This window comes from Nocardioides sp. NPDC004968, assembly GCF_040608935.1.
Taxonomy (GTDB): Bacteria; Actinomycetota; Actinomycetes; order Propionibacteriales; family Nocardioidaceae; genus Nocardioides.
Map to the genome: position 1 here is coordinate 1 of NZ_JBEXJF010000036.1, position 18,670 is coordinate 18,670.

The 18,670-nt window shown below is 71.5% G+C and carries 12 protein-coding genes and 1 pseudogene; 6 read left to right on the forward strand and 7 right to left on the reverse strand.

From position 1 onward, the window contains the following. Window positions 1–91, forward strand: a pseudogene (locus ABZU72_RS23515) (DapH/DapD/GlmU-related protein); the annotation flags it as partial. On the opposite strand, the gene ABZU72_RS23520 reads toward ABZU72_RS23515, so the two are convergent. The 3 genes from ABZU72_RS23520 to ABZU72_RS23530 are packed head-to-tail and all read right to left on the reverse strand — an operon-like array spanning window position 82 to window position 3,645. Then, a complete protein-coding gene (locus ABZU72_RS23520; protein WP_355021205.1) occupies window positions 82–861 on the reverse strand; it encodes an RDD family protein in 780 nt (259 codons plus the stop codon). The pseudogene ABZU72_RS23515 and the gene ABZU72_RS23520 sit on opposite strands and share 10 nt — an antisense overlap. Before the next feature lie 46 nt (window positions 862–907). Continuing rightward, window positions 908–2,821, reverse strand: coding sequence for an FHA domain-containing protein (locus ABZU72_RS23525; protein ID WP_355021206.1), 1,914 nt, complete (start codon window positions 2,819–2,821; stop codon window positions 908–910). Further along, the gene (locus ABZU72_RS23530; protein WP_355021207.1) at window positions 2,818–3,645 is read right to left on the reverse strand and encodes a protein phosphatase 2C domain-containing protein; all 828 of its coding nucleotides are present in this window, start codon (window positions 3,643–3,645) and stop codon (window positions 2,818–2,820) included. The genes ABZU72_RS23525 and ABZU72_RS23530 overlap by 4 nt, the downstream gene beginning before the upstream one ends. 282 nt (window positions 3,646–3,927) lie before the next feature. On the opposite strand from ABZU72_RS23530, the gene ABZU72_RS23535 reads away from it, so the two are divergent. Next, window positions 3,928–5,919, forward strand: a complete 1,992-nt coding sequence (locus tag ABZU72_RS23535; protein WP_355021208.1) for a helicase-associated domain-containing protein — start codon at window positions 3,928–3,930, stop codon at window positions 5,917–5,919. On the opposite strand, the gene ABZU72_RS23540 is transcribed toward ABZU72_RS23535, so the two are convergent. The 4 genes from ABZU72_RS23540 to ABZU72_RS23555 all read right to left on the reverse strand — a co-directional run bounded on the left by ABZU72_RS23540 (window position 5,894) and on the right by ABZU72_RS23555 (window position 11,091). Next, window positions 5,894–6,919, reverse strand: a complete 1,026-nt coding sequence (locus tag ABZU72_RS23540) for an ABC transporter permease (protein WP_355021209.1) — start codon at window positions 6,917–6,919, stop codon at window positions 5,894–5,896. The two genes, ABZU72_RS23535 and ABZU72_RS23540, sit on opposite strands and share 26 nt — an antisense overlap. Next, window positions 6,916–8,448: a sugar ABC transporter ATP-binding protein gene (locus tag ABZU72_RS23545; protein ID WP_355021210.1), complete on the reverse strand. Its 1,533-nt coding sequence runs from the start codon at window positions 8,446–8,448 to the stop codon at window positions 6,916–6,918. The genes ABZU72_RS23540 and ABZU72_RS23545 overlap by 4 nt, the downstream gene beginning before the upstream one ends. Window positions 8,449–8,451: 3 nt before the next feature. Beyond that, the gene (locus tag ABZU72_RS23550) at window positions 8,452–9,570 is read right to left on the reverse strand and encodes a substrate-binding domain-containing protein (protein ID WP_355021211.1); all 1,119 of its coding nucleotides are present in this window, start codon (window positions 9,568–9,570) and stop codon (window positions 8,452–8,454) included. Between the two features lie 66 nt (window positions 9,571–9,636). After that, entirely contained in the window at window positions 9,637–11,091 is a 1,455-nt protein-coding gene (locus ABZU72_RS23555) for an aldehyde dehydrogenase family protein (RefSeq protein WP_355021212.1), read from the reverse strand. Window positions 11,092–11,290: 199 nt separating this feature from the next. Between ABZU72_RS23555 and ABZU72_RS23560 the strand changes: the two genes are divergently transcribed. The 4 genes from ABZU72_RS23560 to ABZU72_RS23575 all read left to right on the forward strand — a co-directional run bounded on the left by ABZU72_RS23560 (window position 11,291) and on the right by ABZU72_RS23575 (window position 18,670). Continuing rightward, window positions 11,291–12,220, forward strand: a complete 930-nt coding sequence (locus ABZU72_RS23560) for an AraC family transcriptional regulator (protein ID WP_355021213.1) — start codon at window positions 11,291–11,293, stop codon at window positions 12,218–12,220. A gap of 40 nt (window positions 12,221–12,260) precedes the next feature. Continuing rightward, the gene (locus tag ABZU72_RS23565) at window positions 12,261–13,910 is read left to right on the forward strand and encodes a DNA repair helicase XPB (RefSeq protein ID WP_355021214.1); all 1,650 of its coding nucleotides are present in this window, start codon (window positions 12,261–12,263) and stop codon (window positions 13,908–13,910) included. A 108-nt stretch (window positions 13,911–14,018) separates the two neighbouring features. Then, a complete protein-coding gene (locus ABZU72_RS23570) occupies window positions 14,019–16,634 on the forward strand; it encodes a family 78 glycoside hydrolase catalytic domain (RefSeq protein WP_355021215.1) in 2,616 nt (871 codons plus the stop codon). Between the two features lie 8 nt (window positions 16,635–16,642). Next, entirely contained in the window at window positions 16,643–18,670 is a 2,028-nt protein-coding gene (locus ABZU72_RS23575; RefSeq protein ID WP_355021216.1) for an alpha-L-rhamnosidase C-terminal domain-containing protein, read from the forward strand.

The window sequence follows — 18,670 nt, forward strand, 5'->3', positions numbered from 1 at the left end:
CATCGGCCAGCGCTGCCTGCTCGGTGCCAACTCCGGCATCGGCATCTCGCTGGGCGACGACGCCGTCGTCGAGGCGGGGTGCTACGTGACGTACGTCGCTGCCGAAGCGACCGGCGGCGCGGGCGGCGCGGGCGGCGCGGGCGGAGCGGGCGGCGTGGGCGTCGGCGGCACGGGGGCCGGCGGAGCCTGACGGGCGATCGGGGCCGGGACCAGGGTCGGGGCCGCCTGAGCCTCGGCCTGAGCGGCGCTCTGGGTCGGGGCGGCGGGAGTCTGCGGCCGCTCGGCCGGCTCCGGGGTCGCCTCGGCCTGCTTCAGGCGCATGGTGGTCAGGTTGACGATGCGGCGCGGCGCCGGGGCCTCTTCCTCGGCCTCGACGATCGCTGGAGGACGTACGTCGACCACGACCGAGCCCGCACGGCGGTCATGCCACCCCTGGCGACGGCCGCGGTCGTCCATCGCGGCGACCCAGGCGAAGGTGGCGGTGCCGATGCCGAGCGTCGGGATCGTGCAGAGGCCGAGCAGGGCCTGGCGTACGAACGCCTTGCCGACGCCGATGGGACGGCCCGCGGCTCCGGAGTCATCGCTGACCACGCGGAGCCCGAGGGCCATCTTCCCGGGGGTCTTGCCCCCGGAGCCGGTGAGTACGGTGCCGACCAGCCAGACCGCCAGCACCACGCTGACGATCAGGCCGACGCCGGGAAGCGGGTTGTCGTTGCGGAAGAAGATCAGCCAAGCGGCGAACCCGGCCGCGGCGAAGATCGCCCACGCGATCACCCGGTCGATGGCGAAGGCGTAGAACCGACGGTCCGGCTCCGCGATCGCGGCCTCGACGGTTGGAGCCGGCAGGCCGGCCACGCTCATGCCGCCGCCTCCAAGGTGGCCGGCGACATGAGCGAGAGCCGCTTGATCATGGGTTGGTCACCCGGATCGTCAGACTGTCACCGAGGTCGATGACGGCACCCGGCATGAGCTGGACGGGTACGCCGGGGCGCAGGTCCTCCGGGCCGAGACCGGGCTGGACCAGCACGGTGCCGTTGGTCGAGCCGAGGTCGGTGACCACCGCTGCGCCGTGGTCGACACCGGCACCGGGACGGATCTCGCAGTGGGTCGAGGAGATCTCCTGGTGGGGACTCGGCACGGTCACCAGCATCGGCTGCTCTGTGGGCGTGAACCGGCTCGCCTCGGGGGCGCGACCGACCAGGACGACCCGGTCGACCTCGACGCGGTCACCGCTGGAGAACTCCAGGCGCGCGACCGGGTAGGCGGTCACCTTCGGGGCCTCGGGCTGGCCGGGGATCCCGGCGAGCCCGGCGTTGAGGTCCTCGCCGACGCCGATGCGGGTCAGACCGTCGTGGTCGTCCTCATCGGGGTTGGGCTCCTCCCAGACCGGCTCGTCGTGGGTCTCGGGGATCGGCGCCACGGGCGGAGCCGGCGGCGCGGGCGGGGCCGGGAACGCCGGAGGGGCCGGGGGTGCCGGAGGGATGTCGGTCACCGGAGCGTCGACGGGCGGGCCGTCGAAGGCCGGTGCCTCGATCGGCGCCTCGCTCGGCGCTGAATCGATCAGACCCTCGACCGGCGCGTCCACCGGAGGCGGCGGAGGCGTCGTCAGCGGCGGCGGAGGCGGCATCGACGGCGGGCCGAAGCCGGGCGCCGGGGCGGACTCGGGCTCGTCGTAGGACTCGGGCTCGTCGTAAGACTCCGGTTCGTCGTAGGGCTGCTCGTCGACGGCCGGAAGAACCTCGGTCTCGGCGTCGGAGGCGACGTCCATGTCGGACACGGGCTCCGGGGAGACCGCGGAGGGACCGAAGGAGGAAGCCACGGCAGCAGCGTGCTCGTCGCTGGCGTAGTCGTCCTCGTAGCTGCCGGTAGCCGGCTCCGGGAAGTCCTGGTCGTCGGCGTCCTGGGAGGCGGCCGGCATCTCGAACGCCTCGGTCGGCTCGGTCAGGTCGTCGTGACGCGGCGCCGACGCCTCGCCGGACTCGTCGCCACGGTTGACCGAGATCGGCTCGTCCGCGTCGGAGTCCGCGTCGAAGTCGGAGTCCGGGCCGAGGTCTGCCTCCGAGCCGGAGTCCGACTCAGCGTCCGCCCCGAGACCGGGGAGATCACCCGAGACCGGGATCGGCGGAACGACCGAGAGGGAGGGCGGAGCCGCTACCGGCTCGTCCTCGTCGAGACCCTGCTCCTCGGCGGAGTCCAGGTCGTCGGCGGAGTCGGCGTAGCTGTCCTCGGGAAGAGGATCGGTGAGCGGGTCACCCGGGGCCGGCTCGTCGACGCTCTCCTCGGGGCCCTCCTCGACGGCCACCGGGGCAGCGACGAAACCGGCGCGGCTCTCCGGCGAGTCGTCCTGGGCGGACTCCGGGACCGGCGGCGGAACCTCGAGACCCGAGACCCGCAGCAGGCCACCGAGCGCCGTCATCGGCTCGCCGGTCGCGCCCTCCTCGCCGAGCGAGACGGACATCCTGGTGACACCCTCGAGGGTGCGCTCGACCCACGTCTTCGACGACGATCCGTCGACCTCGACGGTGCCTTCGCCGGCCTCGAACGAGACCACGGACGGGCCGCGCACGACCGTGCGTACGCTGCCGCCGTCAGGCGTCACGTCCCCGGAGATGAGGACGAAGCCCGGCAACGAGCTCAGCCCGGTCGCGACGAGCGCGTCGAGCACCTCGTCGAACCCGGCACCGTCGTCGACGAGCGCCCACAGCGCGCCCGCACGGCTCTTCTCCGAGGGCGGGAGCAGCACCGTGGCGCTCTCACCGATGATGCCGAACCAAGTGCCCGGCATGTAGGACGTGCTTGCGATGGTTGCTGGCTCACTCATGGCAGCACTCCTAGCTTCTGCTCCATACTCACCCTTTGTTGCTCCGAGTCATACGGGTTCTCCTCGGTCAATCCCATCACATCGACCACGATCGCGGTGGCGTTGTCCCGGCCACCCGCCTCGACCGCGGCGGCGACGAGCTTCTCGGCCGTGTCGCGGGCATCGGTGTCCTCCGCCGCGAGGATGTCGGCGATCTCAGAATCCGAGATCATCCCGCTCACGCCGTCGGAGCACAGCATCAGCCGGGCGCCCACGGGCAGAGTCACCTGGAAGATGTCCGGGACCGCCGGGGCCATCCCGCCCAGCGCCCTGGTCACCACGTTGCGCTCCGGGTGGTGCTCGGCCTGCTCACGCGTGATCTGCCCCGAGTCGACCAGCTCCTGGACCAGGCTGTGGTCGCGGCTGAGCTGGCTCAGCGTGCCGTCGAAGTATCGGTAGATCCGCGAGTCGCCGACGTTGAGCAGGATCCACAACGGGCTGCTTCCGCCGTCGGCGATGAGAGCCGCGGCGCAGGTGGTGCCGGACTGGTAGTCCGAGGCCCCGCGCGAGCGCTGCTCGAGCGCGAAGGCCACGATCCGGTCCTGGGCCGCCTGGAGCGCCTCGACCATCGCCTGGCTGCCGGACTCGGACGCGTAATGGGTGCCACCTAGCTTGGCGAACTCCTGGATCACCATCTCGCTGGCGATGTCACCACCGTCGTGGCCGCCCATACCGTCCGCGACGACGAAGACCGGTGGCTCGGCCACATGGGAGTCCTCGTTGACCTTCCGCACCTGGCCGACATCTGTCGCGGCCCCGTGCGCGATCACTAATTTCCTGGACATCTCGCCCCCTAGGCCTGCCGGGATAGCGTGATGCCGATGGACACAGGCTTCCGCTCACTCGCAGACCAGTTGCGCTCTTGGCCCACAGAGCGCATCTCACGCCTGCTTCTTGCTCGTCCTGATCTCGCCACGCCGTCCCCTCATGACTCCGGCCAACTCGCCGCCCGAGCAGCCACTCGCACATCCTTGCACTACGCGATGGATGACCTTAACCATCTCGAGCTGATCGTGCTTGATGCCGTGGTCCTCGCGAATCAAACCACCAAAGCCCACTTATCTTCCATGCTGAACGCTGAAGTGGACGCCGCGACACGGGCACTTTCTCATCTGGAGGACACCTGCCTGGTGTGGCACTCCCTCGACGGCCTGCGCGCGGTGACCGGTGTCGCGGCCCTGCTGCGGGGCTCACCCGGCACCTCCGGGCTGCAGCCGTTCGCCGCTGACCAGGGAGAAGTCGTACGCAGCCTGCCGGCTGTCTCCGCCGAGGCACGCGCGATGCTGGAGGCCGTCGACGCCGGCGGCGGGCAGGCCTCCTCCTCCCGCGCGCGCCCGGGCGTATCCGTGGCCGAGGCGGCCGGACCGGCCGAGGAGCTCATCGCCCACGGGCTGCTGGTCTCCTCGGGCGACGGCATGCTGACTCTCCCCGGAGAGGTCGGGCTCGCGCTGCGGGGCGGGCGGACGACGGTCGCCCCCGTCGACGTCCCGCCGCCCCTGCCGACCTCGTCGCGGGCGTCCACGCTGGTCGACCGGGCGGCCGCGGGCGCCGCCTTCGAGCTCGTACGCAACCTCGAGCTGCTCCTCGACGCCTGGAGCGCCACGCCACCCCGGTCGCTGCGCGGCGGGGCGGGGCTGACGGTCCGGGACCTGAAGACGACCGCCGAGCGGCTCCATGCCAGCGAGCCCACGGCGGCGTTGCTGATCGAGGTCGCCTGGGCCTCAGGACTGCTCGCGCTGGGCACCGACGAGGAGGGCGATCCGTCCTGGATGCCGACCGAGCTCTTCGACCAGTGGCTCCAGCAGCCCCTGGCGGCCCGCTGGTCGCACGTCGCCGGCGCCTGGCTGGCCTCGCCGCGCCTACCCGGGCTCGTCGGCCAGCGCGACCCCGCCGGGAAGACCTGGAACGCGCTGGCCCCCGATCTGGCCGGGGCCTCGGCCGTGGCGACGCGGCGACAGACCCTGGGCCTGTTGGCCGCCCTCCCGGACGGCGAGGTCCTCGCCGCGGGAAGCGGACCGGCCGCGATCGTCACCCGCCTCGCCTGGGAGCGGCCGCGCCGGCCGCGCACCCGCACCGAGTCCCGCGAGTCGCTGGTGGACTGGACGCTGACCGAGGCCGAGACGCTCGGGCTCGCCGCGCTCGGCGGGCTGGCTGCGTACGGTCGGCTGCTGGTGGCCGGCGAGGACCCGGTCCCGACCCTGGCCGGGCTGCTGCCGGAGCCGGTCGACCACGTGCTGCTCCAGGGCGACCTGACCGCGGTCGCGCCGGGGCCGCTGGAGCCCGCGCTCGCCCGCACCCTCGCCGTGGTGGCCACGGTGGAGTCGCACGGCGGGGCGACGGTCTACCGGTTCACCAAGGAGTCGGTGCGCCGGGCCATGGACCGCGGCTGGACCGCCACCGAGATCCACTCGTTCCTGACCGCCGCCTCCCGCACCCCCGTCCCGCAGGCGCTGACCTACCTGGTCGACGACACTGCGCGTACTTTCGGGACGGTCCGGGTCGGGTTCGCCGCCGCCTACCTGCGCAGCGACGACGAGGCGGCTCTGGCCGAACTGCTGGCCCACCCTGCGGCCGAGTCCCTCGGGCTGCGGCGGCTGGCGCCGACGGTGGTCGTCAGCACCGTCGCGCTCGACTCGCTCCTCCCCCGGCTGCGCGAGCTGGGTCTGGCCCCGGTCGTCGAGGCACCCGACGGATCCATCCACGTCGCGCGCCCCGACGCCAAGCGCGCCAAGGCCCGCAACGGCGCGCGTCCGGCCGGCGCCCAGGCGGCCCACCTCGCCGCGCGTGCGACCGCGGTGGCGGCCAGGATCAAGGCGGGCGACGAGACCGCGTCCTCCCGCCCGTCCCCCGCCGAGCCGGCCTCCACCATGGCGATCCTCCACGAGGCCATCGATGCCGGGGAGCAGGTCGTGATCTCCTACGTCGACGGCCGCGGGGTCGCCGGCGAGGCGCGCGTCGAGCCGCTGGGGATCGACGGCGGCTCTCTCGCGGCCCGGGTCGAGGAGGACGTACGTTCCTTCGCGCTGTCCCGGATCAGGAGTGTCCGGCCGGGGTCGTGACCTTCGGCTCGGCCTCCGCGGGCTCCTCGGGGTCCGACCTCCGGCGGCCGCGCCAGAGCATCCGGCCACGGGTCTCCCACTGGGAGAGTGCAACGGCGAGGATGAGCGCGACGCCGTAGAAGAGGTCGTTGACCCAGCGCGGTGAGCCGCCGAGCTGAAGACCCTTGATGCCGACGGCGAGCACGTACATCGCCACCAGGGTGCCCCACACGTTGAACCGTCCGCCCCGGAACTGGGTAGACCCCAGGAACACCGCGGTCAGAGCAGGGAGCAGGAAGCTCGGGCCGACGGTCGGGTCGCCGGCATTGAGGCGGCTGGTGAGGAGCGCACCGGCCAGCGCGGCGATCGCGCCACCGGCCATCAGGGCGCGGGTCTGGATCCGGGTCACGCCGACCCCGGCGAGCCGGGCGGAGTCGGGGTTGAACCCGGAGGCGTACATCCGGCGCCCGATGGGGGTGCGCTCGAGCACGTACCAGCTCACCAGGGCCACCGCGAACAGGATGTAGACCGGCACCGTCACGCCCGCCCACTGCGTCGTGGCCAGCGTCCGGTAGGAGGGACCGAGGTCGAGGATCTGCTGGCTGCCGGAGACCCACGCCATCCCGGCGAGCAGGATCGAGCTCATCGCCAGGGTCGCCACGATCGGCTCGACCCGCAGTCTGGTGATGACGACCGCGGTGACCCAGCCGATCAGCGCGCCGACCACGAGCACCAGCGGGAGCTGGATCACTATCGGCAGCCCCGCCTTCGCCAGCAGCCAGGCCGACAGGATCGCGGTGAAGCCGACCTGCGCCCCGATCGCCAGGTTGAGCGAGCCGGTGACCAGCGGGATCAGTGCGGCGAGAGCGGCCAGCCCGGTGAGCGCCTCGGCGTCGAGGATCGAGCGCCACACGCCGATCTGGAGGAACCGGTCCGGGATCCAGATCGAGAAGACGACGAACATCACCACGAAGATGTAGACGGCGCTGATGTTGCGGAAGGAGAGTGCGCGCAGGTTCACGATGGTCCTTGGTCCTTCTGGATCTCGGGGTTGTCGGGCGTCAGGCCATAGCCCTCGACGAGCAGGCGGTGCTCGGTGAGCGCCTCGCCGGCCAGCTCGGCGACGAGACGGCCGTCTCGCAGGACGAGCACGCGGTCGCAGATTCGCAGCAGCTCCTTGGTGTCCGAGGAGCTCACCAGCACCGCGGTCCCGTTGGCCGCGGCCTGCCCGACCGCGTCGTAGATGGTGGTCTTGGCGCCGATGTCGACGCCCTGGGTCGGCTCGTCGAGAAGCAGGATCAGCGGGTCGTCGCGCAGCCACCGGGCCAGCACGATCTTCTGCTGGTTGCCCCCGCTGAACAGGCCGAACCGCTGCTCGGTGCGATGCGGACGTACGTCGTACGCCGCCAGCCGGCGCTCCGCCTCCGCCCGCTCGCGACGGTTGCTGATCGCCCCGCCCGTACCTCGGACGGTACGCATCTGCGGCAGCGTGAGGTTCTCCCGGGCACTCATCTGGGCGGTGGAACCGTGCCGGGCGCGGTCGCCCGGGACGAAGGCGACCTTGCGCCGGATGCTGGTCGCCGGGGTCGGTGCCAGGACGACGGCTCCGCCGACGGTGAAGCTCCCCGCGTGGGACGGCACCGCACCGAAGAGCAGCGACGGCACCGCCTCCCTGCCCGAGCCGAGCACGCCGGCGACGCCGACGATCTCGCCCGGGTGCAGGTCGAGGTCGAGGTGCTCGATGGCACCGCCGCGTAGGCCGCGGACGCTGAGGACCGGGTCGCCGCGGACATCGTGGGGCTGATGCGACTCGATCTCCGCCGGGGTGGCGCCGGTGATGAGCTCGACGAGCCGGTCGTGGTCGAGGCCGTCGACCGGCTCGGCGGCGACGACTCGTCCGTCACGCAGCACCACGACCCGGTCGGCGAGCGCCAGGACCTCGTCGAGGCGGTGCGAGATGAACATGACCCCTGCACCGTCGGCCGCGAGACCGCGGACCGCCGAGAAGAGGACCTCCACCTCGGCACCGTGGAGCGACTCGGTGGGCTCGTCGAGGACGAGCACGTTGCGCGGGTGCGTCCAGCCGTCCAGGGCGCGGGCGATCGCGACGATCGCACGCTGCCCGGGCGTCAGGGACGCGACCGGAACGGTGACGTCGAACGCCTCCCCGAACCGCGAGACGAGCTCGACGGCCCGGCGGCGCTCGGCCCGACTGTCATGGGGGCGCAGTCGGGCCGAGCCGATCAGGTTCAGGTTCTCGACCGCGGTCAGCGCGCCCACCAGCGCGAGATCCTGATGGATGAAGTGCAGCTCGGCTGCCTCCTCGCCACCCGAAGCGGGCAGCTCGACGGAGCCGTCGTCGGCCAGATAGCGGCCTGCGAGGACCTTGACCAGGGTCGACTTCCCGGAACCGTTGTGGCCGAGCACGGCCACCACCTCGCCGCTGCGCACCTCGAGCGAGACGTCGTCGAGCGCCCGTAGGCCCGGAAAGTCCTTCACCAGGGAGGTGACCCGCAGCAGCGGGTCACCTCCCGACTCATCGGCTGACATCACTCAGTCGACCAGCCAGGTCTTGGCGAAGAGCGCCTCGAGGTCCTCGACGGCCTGGTAGCCGACAGTGGCATCTTCCGGGAGGTTCTCGGCGTCGGTCACCCGGGTCAGGGTCGAGGCACGCACCTCGGTCGAGGGCCACTCGTACGCGTCGCCGTTCATCTCCCGCAGCAGCTGGTCCAGGACCGTCCACATCATCAGGCTGAGGTCGACCGAGAGGGTCGCGTCCTGGTCGCCGGAGCCGATCTGCTCGTAGTTGGGCGGCGAGGTCCACATCCCGATGCCCTGCGTCTCGATGCCGGCCAGCTTCAGCTTCTGCGGCAGACCGATCTGGACCTCGTCGACGGCGGCGATGAAGTACTCGGTGTCCGGGTTGGCCTGCAGGTCGCTGACCACCCGGTCGGCCGCCGTGGAGCCCAGCTCGGCGATCGGGATGTCGACGGTGCGCAGCGTGCAGTCGGGGCAGAGCTCCTTCATCTTCGCCTTCGCACCCTCCAGCTCCAGCGGTGAGAACGGGAACTCGGGCACGTTGTAGAAGACGTACTCGCTCGCACCCTCCGAGCGCACCACCGCGGCTGCGGCCAGCGCGGCGCCGTTGGCCTTCATCCAGTCCGGACCGTTGAACGCCTCGGGCAGACCGTGCTCGACGGTGTTCATCACCGACCCGGAGGCGATCGGGATGCCCTTCTCCGCCAGCGCCTTCGTCTGCGACTCGAAGAAGACCGGGTCCAGGGTGATGTTGATGACGCCGTCGGGGTTCTTCTCGACCACCGTGTTCATCGCGGCGTTGATGCTCTGCGCGTCCCGGCCGACCTCGACCCGCTCCAGCTTCAGGCCGAGCAGCTTCGCCGGCGCCTGCAGGTTGCTCCACATCACCGCGCTCACCGGGGTGCCGACGTCGAGGTAGACGACCTCGGTGCCCTCGGCGATCGGCTTGGAGAGCGGCTCGTCGATCAGCTGGCTCTTCTCACCCTCGCCGTTCCACGGCTCCAGGTAGGCCTGCGCAGCCTCGACGTCGGCCTCGGTGCTCGCGCCGCCTCCGCCGCCGCTCTCGCTTCCGCAGCCGGCGAGCAGCAGCGCTCCGGCGGCCAGCGCCGCGTACATCCGCTTCGTTCTCATCATGCGTCGTCGTCCTCGTCTCAGGTGGATCAGGTGGATCGGATGGATCTGCGTGGGGCCCGAGAGGGTTCAGAAGGGGTACGCCTGGATCTGCGACTGCACCGTGACCCACTGGGTCTCGGTGAAGGCGTCGATGTTGGCCTCGTGGCCGCCGAACCGCGCGCCCGTGCCGGACTCGCCGACGCCGCCGAAGGGCGCCTGGGCCTCGTCGTCGACGGTCTGGTCGTTGACGTGCACGATCCCGCTGGGGATCCGGTCGGCGAGCTCGTAGCCCGCGAACGGATCCGTGGTGAGGACACCGACCGAGAGGCCGTAGTCGCTGCGGCGGACCAGCTCGATCGCCTCGTCCATGGTGTCGAACCGGGTCACCGGCGCGACCGGCCCGAAGATCTCCTCGGCGAACGCGGGATGCTCCGGGGTCACCGCCGACAGCACCGTCGGCTGGTAGAAGAGGCCGTCGTACGTCCCGCCCGTCTCGAGCCTCGCGCCGGCCGCGATCGACCCCGTGACCAGGGCGTGCACCTTGTCGCGCTGCCCCGCGTCGATGACCGGACCCAGAGGTACGCCGCTGGTCGGGTCGCCCACCGGGATCCCGGCGGCCTTGGCGGCCAGGGTCGCGACGTACTCGTCGTAGATGTCGGCGTGGACCAGGTGACGGCCCGTGGTCATGCAGATCTGGCCCTGGTGCAGGAAGGAGCCCCAGGCGCCGGCGGAGGCCGCGGCGGTGATGTCGACGCCGGGCAGCACGATCATGGCGTTGTTGCCGCCGAGCTCGAGATGGGCCCGCTTGAGCAGGCGCCCGGCGCGCTCCCCGATGATCCGGCCGGCCTCGGTCGAGCCGGTGAAGGAGATGACCGGCACCTCCGGATGCTCGACCAGCGCCTTTCCGGCCTCGACGCGTCCGGGGACGACGGCCAGCAGCCCGGCCGGGAGCCCGGCCTCCTCCAAGAGCGCGGCGAGGAACAGCCCGCCGCCGATGCTCGTGCGCGGGTCGGGCTTGAGGACCACGGCGTTGCCCAGCGCGAGCGCCGGGAGGACCGAGCGGGCGGCCAGGATCGCCGGGAAGTTGAACGGCGAGATGACGCCGACGACGCCGACCGGGCGACGCCGCGCGACGCTCAGCCGCGGGTGCGAGGACTGGAGCAGCTGGCCGTAGGGCATCAGCGCGGTCGCAGCGGCCTGGTGCAGCTCGGCGGCGACCAGCCCGGCCTCGAAGGTGGCCTTGCCCTGCCCGGATCCGGCCTCGCGGACAAGCCAGTCGACCAGCAGGTCCTGGTGCTCGGCCAGGATCGCAGCGGCCCGGCGCATCACCTCGGCGCGCACCTCGGCCGGCCGGGCCGCCCACTCCCGCTGTGCCTCGACTCCCAGGCTCACCGCCTGGTCCACGTCGGCGGCCTCTCCGGACGCGACCGTGGCGATCACGTCGCCGGTCGCCGGCGCAGACACCTCCAGCGTCCCGCTCAGCCTCACCCAGCCCCCGACGTACGCCCTGCCGGTCCACTGGCCCTGGTCGAAGAAACCCATTCCACTCCCTCGTCTGGTCGAAGCGATGCCCGAGACAATCTGGCTCGTGCGACGACAGCCTCTGGTGGCCGCCGCCGCGTCGACGCTACGGCTGGTCGCCGTCGCCTGAACCGACGATTTGTGCACGGCGCCGGGCGGATCCGGGCGTGACCGGCATCACGTTCCGTAGGCTTCTGTCAGACCCCGGGAGGAGGACGAGATGAGCGCGGTGGTCGAGGTCGACAGCGCCGACGCCTGGCAGTCGGTCGTGAGCAACTGCTTCGTGCCTCTCGCCTGCAACGACATCGAGCCCGGGTTCACCGGCCGGATGGAGCACACCCAGCTCGACGACGGCATCGCGGTCGCGCTCGCGACCTCCTCGGGCCACAGCTCCACCCGCACCGCCCGGCTCGCCCGTGGCGCCGGCGGAGACGACCTGCACCTGTCGCTGCAGCGCTCCAGCACCGGCACGGTCTCCTCCGGCTCCCGGACGGTCGCCGTACGTCCCGGGTCGGTGTCGGTCTACCGCGTCGATGCCCCCTATCTCGTGGACTACTCCGCGCCGCACCAGCAGCAGCTGCTCGTCCAGGTCTCCCGCTCCTCGATGCGGCTGCCGAGCGGGATGCTCGGCGAGGCCGCGGACCGGGTCGCGCTCCCCCGCGTCCAGGAGGCGCCGGCCGCGCGCGCCCTCTTCTCCTTCGCGGCCGCACTGCCCGAGGCGGAGAGTCCCGCCGAGGTGGCGACCGTGGTCCGTGACCTGGCGGCGGTGATGATCCACTCCGCGTTCACCAGCGCCCCGGTCACCCCGCACACCACCGCCGGGCTGCGCCACACCGTGCGCCAGCACCTGCGTGACCATGCCGGGGACCGCGCGCTGACCATGGACGAGGTTGCCCGTCGCCACGGTGTCTCTCGGCGGCGGCTCTACCAGGTCTTCGAGGAGTCCGGCAGCTCACCGGCCGCCTATCTCCGCTCCGTACGCCTCGCCGTCGCAGCCGAGCTGCTCTCGGCGGCGCGGCAGCCTCCGGGCGGCATCGGCGCCGTCGCGTACGTCTGCGGGTTCAACGACCCGCTCACCTTCACCCGGGCCTTCCGCCGGGCCTACGGCGTCACCCCGCGGGAGTGGCGCGCCGGGGACCGGGCCGCCTGAGGCTGATCACGGTCCGCGGGTCGGCCCGTAGGCTGGTCCGGTGAACGACGGCCCCCTGATCGTCCAGTCGGACAAGACGCTGCTGCTCGAGGTCGACCATGCCCGGGCAGGTGAGTGCCGCAAGGCGATCGCGCCGTTCGCCGAGCTGGAGCGGTCGCCGGAGCACATCCACACCTACCGGCTGACTCCGTTGGGGCTGTGGAACGCGCGCGCAGCCGGGCACGACGCCGAGCAGGTGGTGGACACGCTGCTCGAGTTCTCCCGCTATCCCGTACCGCACTCCCTGCTGGTCGATGTCGCCGAGACGATGGCCCGCTACGGCCGGCTCCGTCTGGAGAAGAACCCGGCCAACGGGCTGGTGCTGGTCTCCGCCGACCGGGCGGTGCTGGAGGAGGTCATCCGGGCGAAGAAGGTCGCCGGGATGCTCGGCGAACGGCTCGACGAGGACACCGTCGTCGTCCACCCCTCCGAGCGCGGCAACCTCAAGCAGGCGCTGCTCAAGCTCGGCTGGCCGGCCGAGGACTACGCGGGCTACGTCGACGGCGAGGCGCACTCGATCGCGCTGGACACCACCAACTGGACGCTGCGCCCCTACCAGTCGGAGGCGGCCGAGTCGTTCTGGCACGGTGGCTCCGGGGTCGTCGTGCTCCCGTGCGGCGCCGGCAAGACGCTGGTCGGCGCCGCCGCCATGGCGCACGCCCAGGCGACCACGCTGATCCTCGTCACCAACACCGTCTCCGCGCGGCAGTGGAAGGACGAGCTCGTACGCCGCACCTCACTGACCGCTGACGAGATCGGCGAGTACTCGGGGTCGGTCAAGGAGATCCGGCCGGTCACGATCGCCACCTACCAGGTGCTGACCATGCGCCGGAAGGGCGCCTATCCCCACCTGGAGCTGCTCGACGCCCGCGACTGGGGGCTGGTCGTCTACGACGAGGTGCACCTCCTTCCCGCCCCGATCTTCCGGATGACCGCGGACCTGCAGGCGCGTCGCCGGCTCGGCCTGACCGCGACGCTGGTGCGCGAGGACGGGCGCGAGGGCGACGTGTTCTCCCTGATCGGTCCCAAGCGCTACGACGCTCCGTGGAAGGACATCGAGGCGCAGGGCTGGATCGCCCCGGCCGACTGCGTCGAGGTGCGGGTGACGCTGCCTGCCGACGAGCGGCTCGTCTACGCCACCGCCGAGCCCGACGAGCGCTACCGGATCGCTTCGTGCACGCACCACAAGATCGACGTGGTCAAGGAGATCGTCTCCTCCCACGCCGGCAAGCCGACGCTCGTGATCGGGCAGTATCTCGAGCAGATCGACGAGATCGCCGCCTCGCTCGACGCCCCGGTGATCGAGGGCAAGACGTCGGTCAAGGAGCGACAGCGGCTATTCAACGCCTTCCGCTCCGGCGAGATCGACCTGCTGGTCGTCTCCAAGGTCGCCAACTTCTCCATCGACCTGCCCTCGGCCGAGGTCGCGATCCAGGTCTCCGGGGCCTACGGCTCCCGCCAGGAGGAGGCCCAACGGCTCGGCCGGCTGCTGCGCCCCGGCGACGGCAACAAGACCGCGCACTTCTACACGATCGTCTCCCGCGACACCGTCGACGCCGACTTCGCCCAGAACCGCCAGCGCTTCCTGGCCGAGCAGGGCTACGCATACCGGATCGTCGACGCCGACTCCCTCGACGACCTCACCTCCTGACCGGTTGAATCGTTGGCCGTGGCCGGATGCGGCCAAGTCGATGCACGCGGAATGTGACGCACGCCATACTCGGTGAAGCGTTTCAATTCCTCGACCTCAGGAGTCCGCGTGCGCCGACACATCGCCGGGCTGGTCACGGCCACCCTCGCCGTCGTCCTCTCCCCCGCACTACCCCCGCTCGCCGCCAGCGCCGTCCCATCGACCGAGAGCGTGGGCTCCGTCCCCGTCGTCGGCGAGCTGCGTACGAATGCGCTGGTCGATCCGCTCGGCATCGCGACGACCGCCCCCACACTGGGATGGCAGCTCGACTCCGACCGCCGCGGCGTGACCCAGAAGGCGTACCAGATCCGGGTCGCATCCTCTGAGCGACGGCTCACCTCGCCCGACGTGTGGGACAGCCGGAAGGTGAGGTCCGGGCAGTCAGTCGACGTCCGGTATGCCGGCCCCGCGCTGAAGCCTCGCACTGACTACGTGTGGTCGGTGCGGGTCTGGGACGACGACGGCGTCGCCTCCTCGTGGAGCGAGCCGGCGACGTTCGCCACCGGCCTCGGCAAACAGGCGTGGACCGCGGACTGGATCGGCGCGGAGACTGCTGAGCTGGGCGCGGAGTGGACCGACTACACGATCGAGTTCACCGCCTCCGACATCGGCGGAGCGCTCGGCGTCTACTTCCGTGGCGAGAACACCGAGAACGCCTACATGTGGCAGTTCAGCGAGTCCGATGACGCGCTTCGTCCGCACGTGAAGCGCAACGGCGGCTACTCCGTGCTGCCCGCGAAGCCGGTCCCGAGCGGCTTCGACTTCGCCGCCGAGCACGACTACGCGATCACCGTCGCGGGCGACACGATCACGACCACGATCGACGGCCAGCAGCTCGACCAGCGCACCGATGCCACCTTCGCCGGGCCCGGGGTCATGGGCTTCCGCACCAACGGGGCCGAGCACGGGCTGGTCCACGACGTGACCGTCACCAGCGCCGGCGGCACCGCCCTGGTGGACACCGACTTCCCGACCGGCGACCGCACCTTCACCGCCGGCACCGTCACCGCCGACGGGCTCCGGGTCGACAACGCCGGCGGCGAGGCGTGGCTGCGCGGCGACGACGCGGTGCCGCTGCTGCGCAAGGAGGTCGACCTGGGGTCGAAGAAGGTCGCCCGTGCCCGCGTCTACGCCTCGGCGCGCGGCGTCTACGAGCTGCGCCTCAACGGCAAGCGGGTCGGCGACGCCGAACTGGCACCCGGCTGGACGGCGTACGACAAGCGCATCGACTACCAGACCTACGACGTGACCGAGCTGGTGCGCTCGGGATCGAACGTGTTCGGGGCCGAGGTCGCGCCCGGCTGGTACTCCGGCAAGGTCGCGATGTTCGGCACCGACGTCTACGGCACCGACAACTCCGTGATCGCCGAGCTCGTCGTCGACTACTCCGACGGCACCAGCGAGGTCGTACGCACCGACGACACCTGGCGCACCACCGGCGGACCGACCCGTGAGGCCGATCTCCTCGACGGTGAGTGGTACGACGCCCGCCGCGCGGCAGAGGTCGAAGGCTGGGACCGGGCCGGATATGACGCCCGGGACTGGGCCGCCGTCGCCGTCAGGGACGAGCCGACCGACGTGCTCGAGCCACAGACGGCCGTCGACGTACGCGTCACCGAGGAGCTCGAGACCTCGAAGCGGATCGACTCGCCCACCGATGGTGTCTACCTCTACGACCTCGGCCAGAACATGGTCGGCCACGTCCGTCTCACCCTGCAGGGAGAGAAGGGCCAGACGGTGACCATCCGCCACGGCGAGGTGCTCAACCCGGACGGCACTCTCTACACCGCCAACCTCCGCAGCGCGAAGGCCACGGACACCTACACCTTCGGGTCGGACGAGCCGGAGACGTACGAGCCGTCCTTCACCTTCCACGGCTTCCGCTACGTCGAGATCTCCGGCGTGGAGGAGGCGCCCGATGCCTCCGACCTCGTGGGCGTCGTGGTCGGCACCGACGGCGACCTGGCCAGCACGCTGGACACCAGCTCGGACCTGGTCGACCAACTGCAGAGCAACATCGTCTGGGGCATGCGCGGCAACTTCCTCTCCATCCCGACCGACACCCCGGCTCGCGACGAGCGGATGGGGTGGACCGGCGACATCAACGTGTTCGCCCGGACGGCGGTCTACAACATGGACTCCGAGTCGTTCCTGACCAAGTGGATGCAGGACCTGCGCGACACCCAGCGGCCCAACGGATCGCTGCCCGGCGTAGCCCCGGTCGTCCCGGGCCGCTTCGACGGCGGCTACGAGTCGGCCGGCTGGATGGACGCGGGCGTGCACGTGCCCTGGACGCTGTGGCGGGCCTACGGCGACACCGGCGTCATCACCGAGAACTACGACATGATGAAGCGCTACGTCGACTTCCTCGACGCCGACTCGACCGGACACATCAGGTCCGCCGGCGGCTACCTGGACTGGCTCAACCTCGACGACCCGACACCCGCGGACGTCCTGGACACCGCTTTCGTCGCGAAGAGCACCCGGGAGTTCGCGCAGATGGCGAAGGCCATCGGCAGGGACGCCGACGCCGCTGCCTACCAGGCGCGCTACGAGGCCATCCGGGCGGCGTACCAGCAGGCGTTCATCGCGGCCGACGGCTCCGTCAAGGGCGACAGCCAGACGGCGTACATCCTCACCCTGACCAACGACCTCGAGCCCGAGGACCGGCGCGATGCGGTCTAGACCAGTTCGTGCAGACGCTCGAGCGGCGTGACTACCACCTCTCGACCGGGTTCCTCGGCGTCGACGGGCTGCTGCCCGCGCTGACCAAGGCCGGACGCACCGACATCGCCTACCGACTGCTGCAGCACGAGGACTACCCGTCGTGGGGTTATGAGATCGGCAAGGGCGCCACCACGATCTGGGAGCGCTGGAACTCGATCAACCCGGACGGCACGTTCAACGACGTGGGCATGAACTCCTTCAACCACTACGCGTACGGCGCCGTCGGCGAGTGGATGTACCGCACCATGGCCGGGGTCTCGGCCGCCGAGCCCGGCTACCGCAAGATCACCATCGCGCCCGAGCCCGGAGACGGTGTCGACGACGTCGACTACAGCCTGCAGACCCCGTACGGCACCGTACGCAGCGCGTGGGCGACCGACGACGGGCCGATGACCCTCGACGTGACCGTCCCGGCCAACACGACCGCGGAGGTGCGGATCCCCGCGGCCAACCGGTGGGCGGTGACCGAGGGCGGCGGCTCGCCGATCGAGGACTCGGAGCACGTCGAGTTCGTGCGTGAGGACGAGGGCGTGGTCGTTCTCGAGGTCGGATCCGGCGACTACAGCTTCGCGGTCGCTCCCGCGCTCGGGGACCTCGGGGCCGCTCGGGCGGAGGCTGCCGCGACGGCTGCGCAGGTCTCCTCCCTGAACCTCGATGGCCCCGCGGGCCGTGCCGCCAAGCGCGACCTCGCGAAGCGGACAGCTCTGCTGCGCGGCGAGATCAGCGGGGCATGGGACCTCGCCGCTCGTGACGCCGAGGAGGAGCGGGTCGCCGAGGCGGTCCACCGTGCCCTCGCGGCAGCCGCGAACCTCGACCGCGCCGTCCAGATGTACGCCGACAACGGCATGGTCACCGAAGCGACCGCGGCAGGTCTGCGCGACCGACTGACGGCGATCGAGAAGAGTCTCTCGCGCGCTTCGGCCCGACTTGTCGGCGCCGTCGCCGTCCTGCAGGTCCCCGGCGAGGAGGTCCTCCCCGGCGACGTCGTCGAGGTGTCGGTGCGGGTCGACAACTCCGGCAAGCAGTCGCTGAAGGAGGTGGCCTCGTCGCTCGAGGTGCCGGACGGGTGGACGGCGGAGCCGGTCGGCGCACCCGCCGACACAGTGCCCGCCGGCGGACAGGTCGAGCACGCCTATGAGGTCACGGTGCCGGAGGATGCCGCCGTGGGTCCCGCGGAGCTCAGCGGTGAGCTGTCCTACAGCCGCTCGGGTGGCACCGCCGGGCTCCCGGTGGGAGGCACCCTGATGGTCGGACCCGGAGTGCAGATCACCGCGACGTCGAGCGCCCCGGCGTCGGCCGACGGCGGACAGACCGCGACCATCTCCGCCACGCTGCACAACCGCAGCGACGTCACCCAGCGCGGCGAGCTGTCACTGACCGGTCCCGCCGGCTGGTCGGCGGAGCCGGTGGGCTACGAGATCCCGGCCGGCCAGGACGCCGATGTGGACGTCGAGGTCGTCGTGCCGCAGACGGTTGTGGCCGGCCCGGTCTCCCTGACCGTGGCGACCGGAGCGACGCCGGCGGAGCAGGCGGCGGCCACCGTGACCGTCGGACTCGCGACGCCACCGTCGGAGTCGACCGATCACATCGACCTCGGCGAGGCCACCTCGGAGACGGCGCACGGACTGACTGCCTCCGAGCGGTCGGGGACCAATCAGGAGGCCGGACTGACCCGCCGCTACACGCACTCCTCCTACCCCGGCGGCTGGTTCGAGTTCGACGCCGCGGTGCCGGCGGATGGATCGTTCGTGGTCCGCATCGTGGAGACGTTCGACGGCGCGCGCCGCAAGACCTACGACGTCGAGCTCGACGGTCAGGTCGCGCGCAGCGTCGACCTGACCCGCACCGGCGGCGGGCAGGGCGCGATGACCCACCAGTTCCTGGTGGAGCCCTCGGCGCTGACCGCGGACGGCTCGGTGCGGATCCGGTTCCGGGACACCGGCGCCGACTACGACCCCTCGGTCGCCGACGTGTGGGTGGTGCCGGTGGCATGA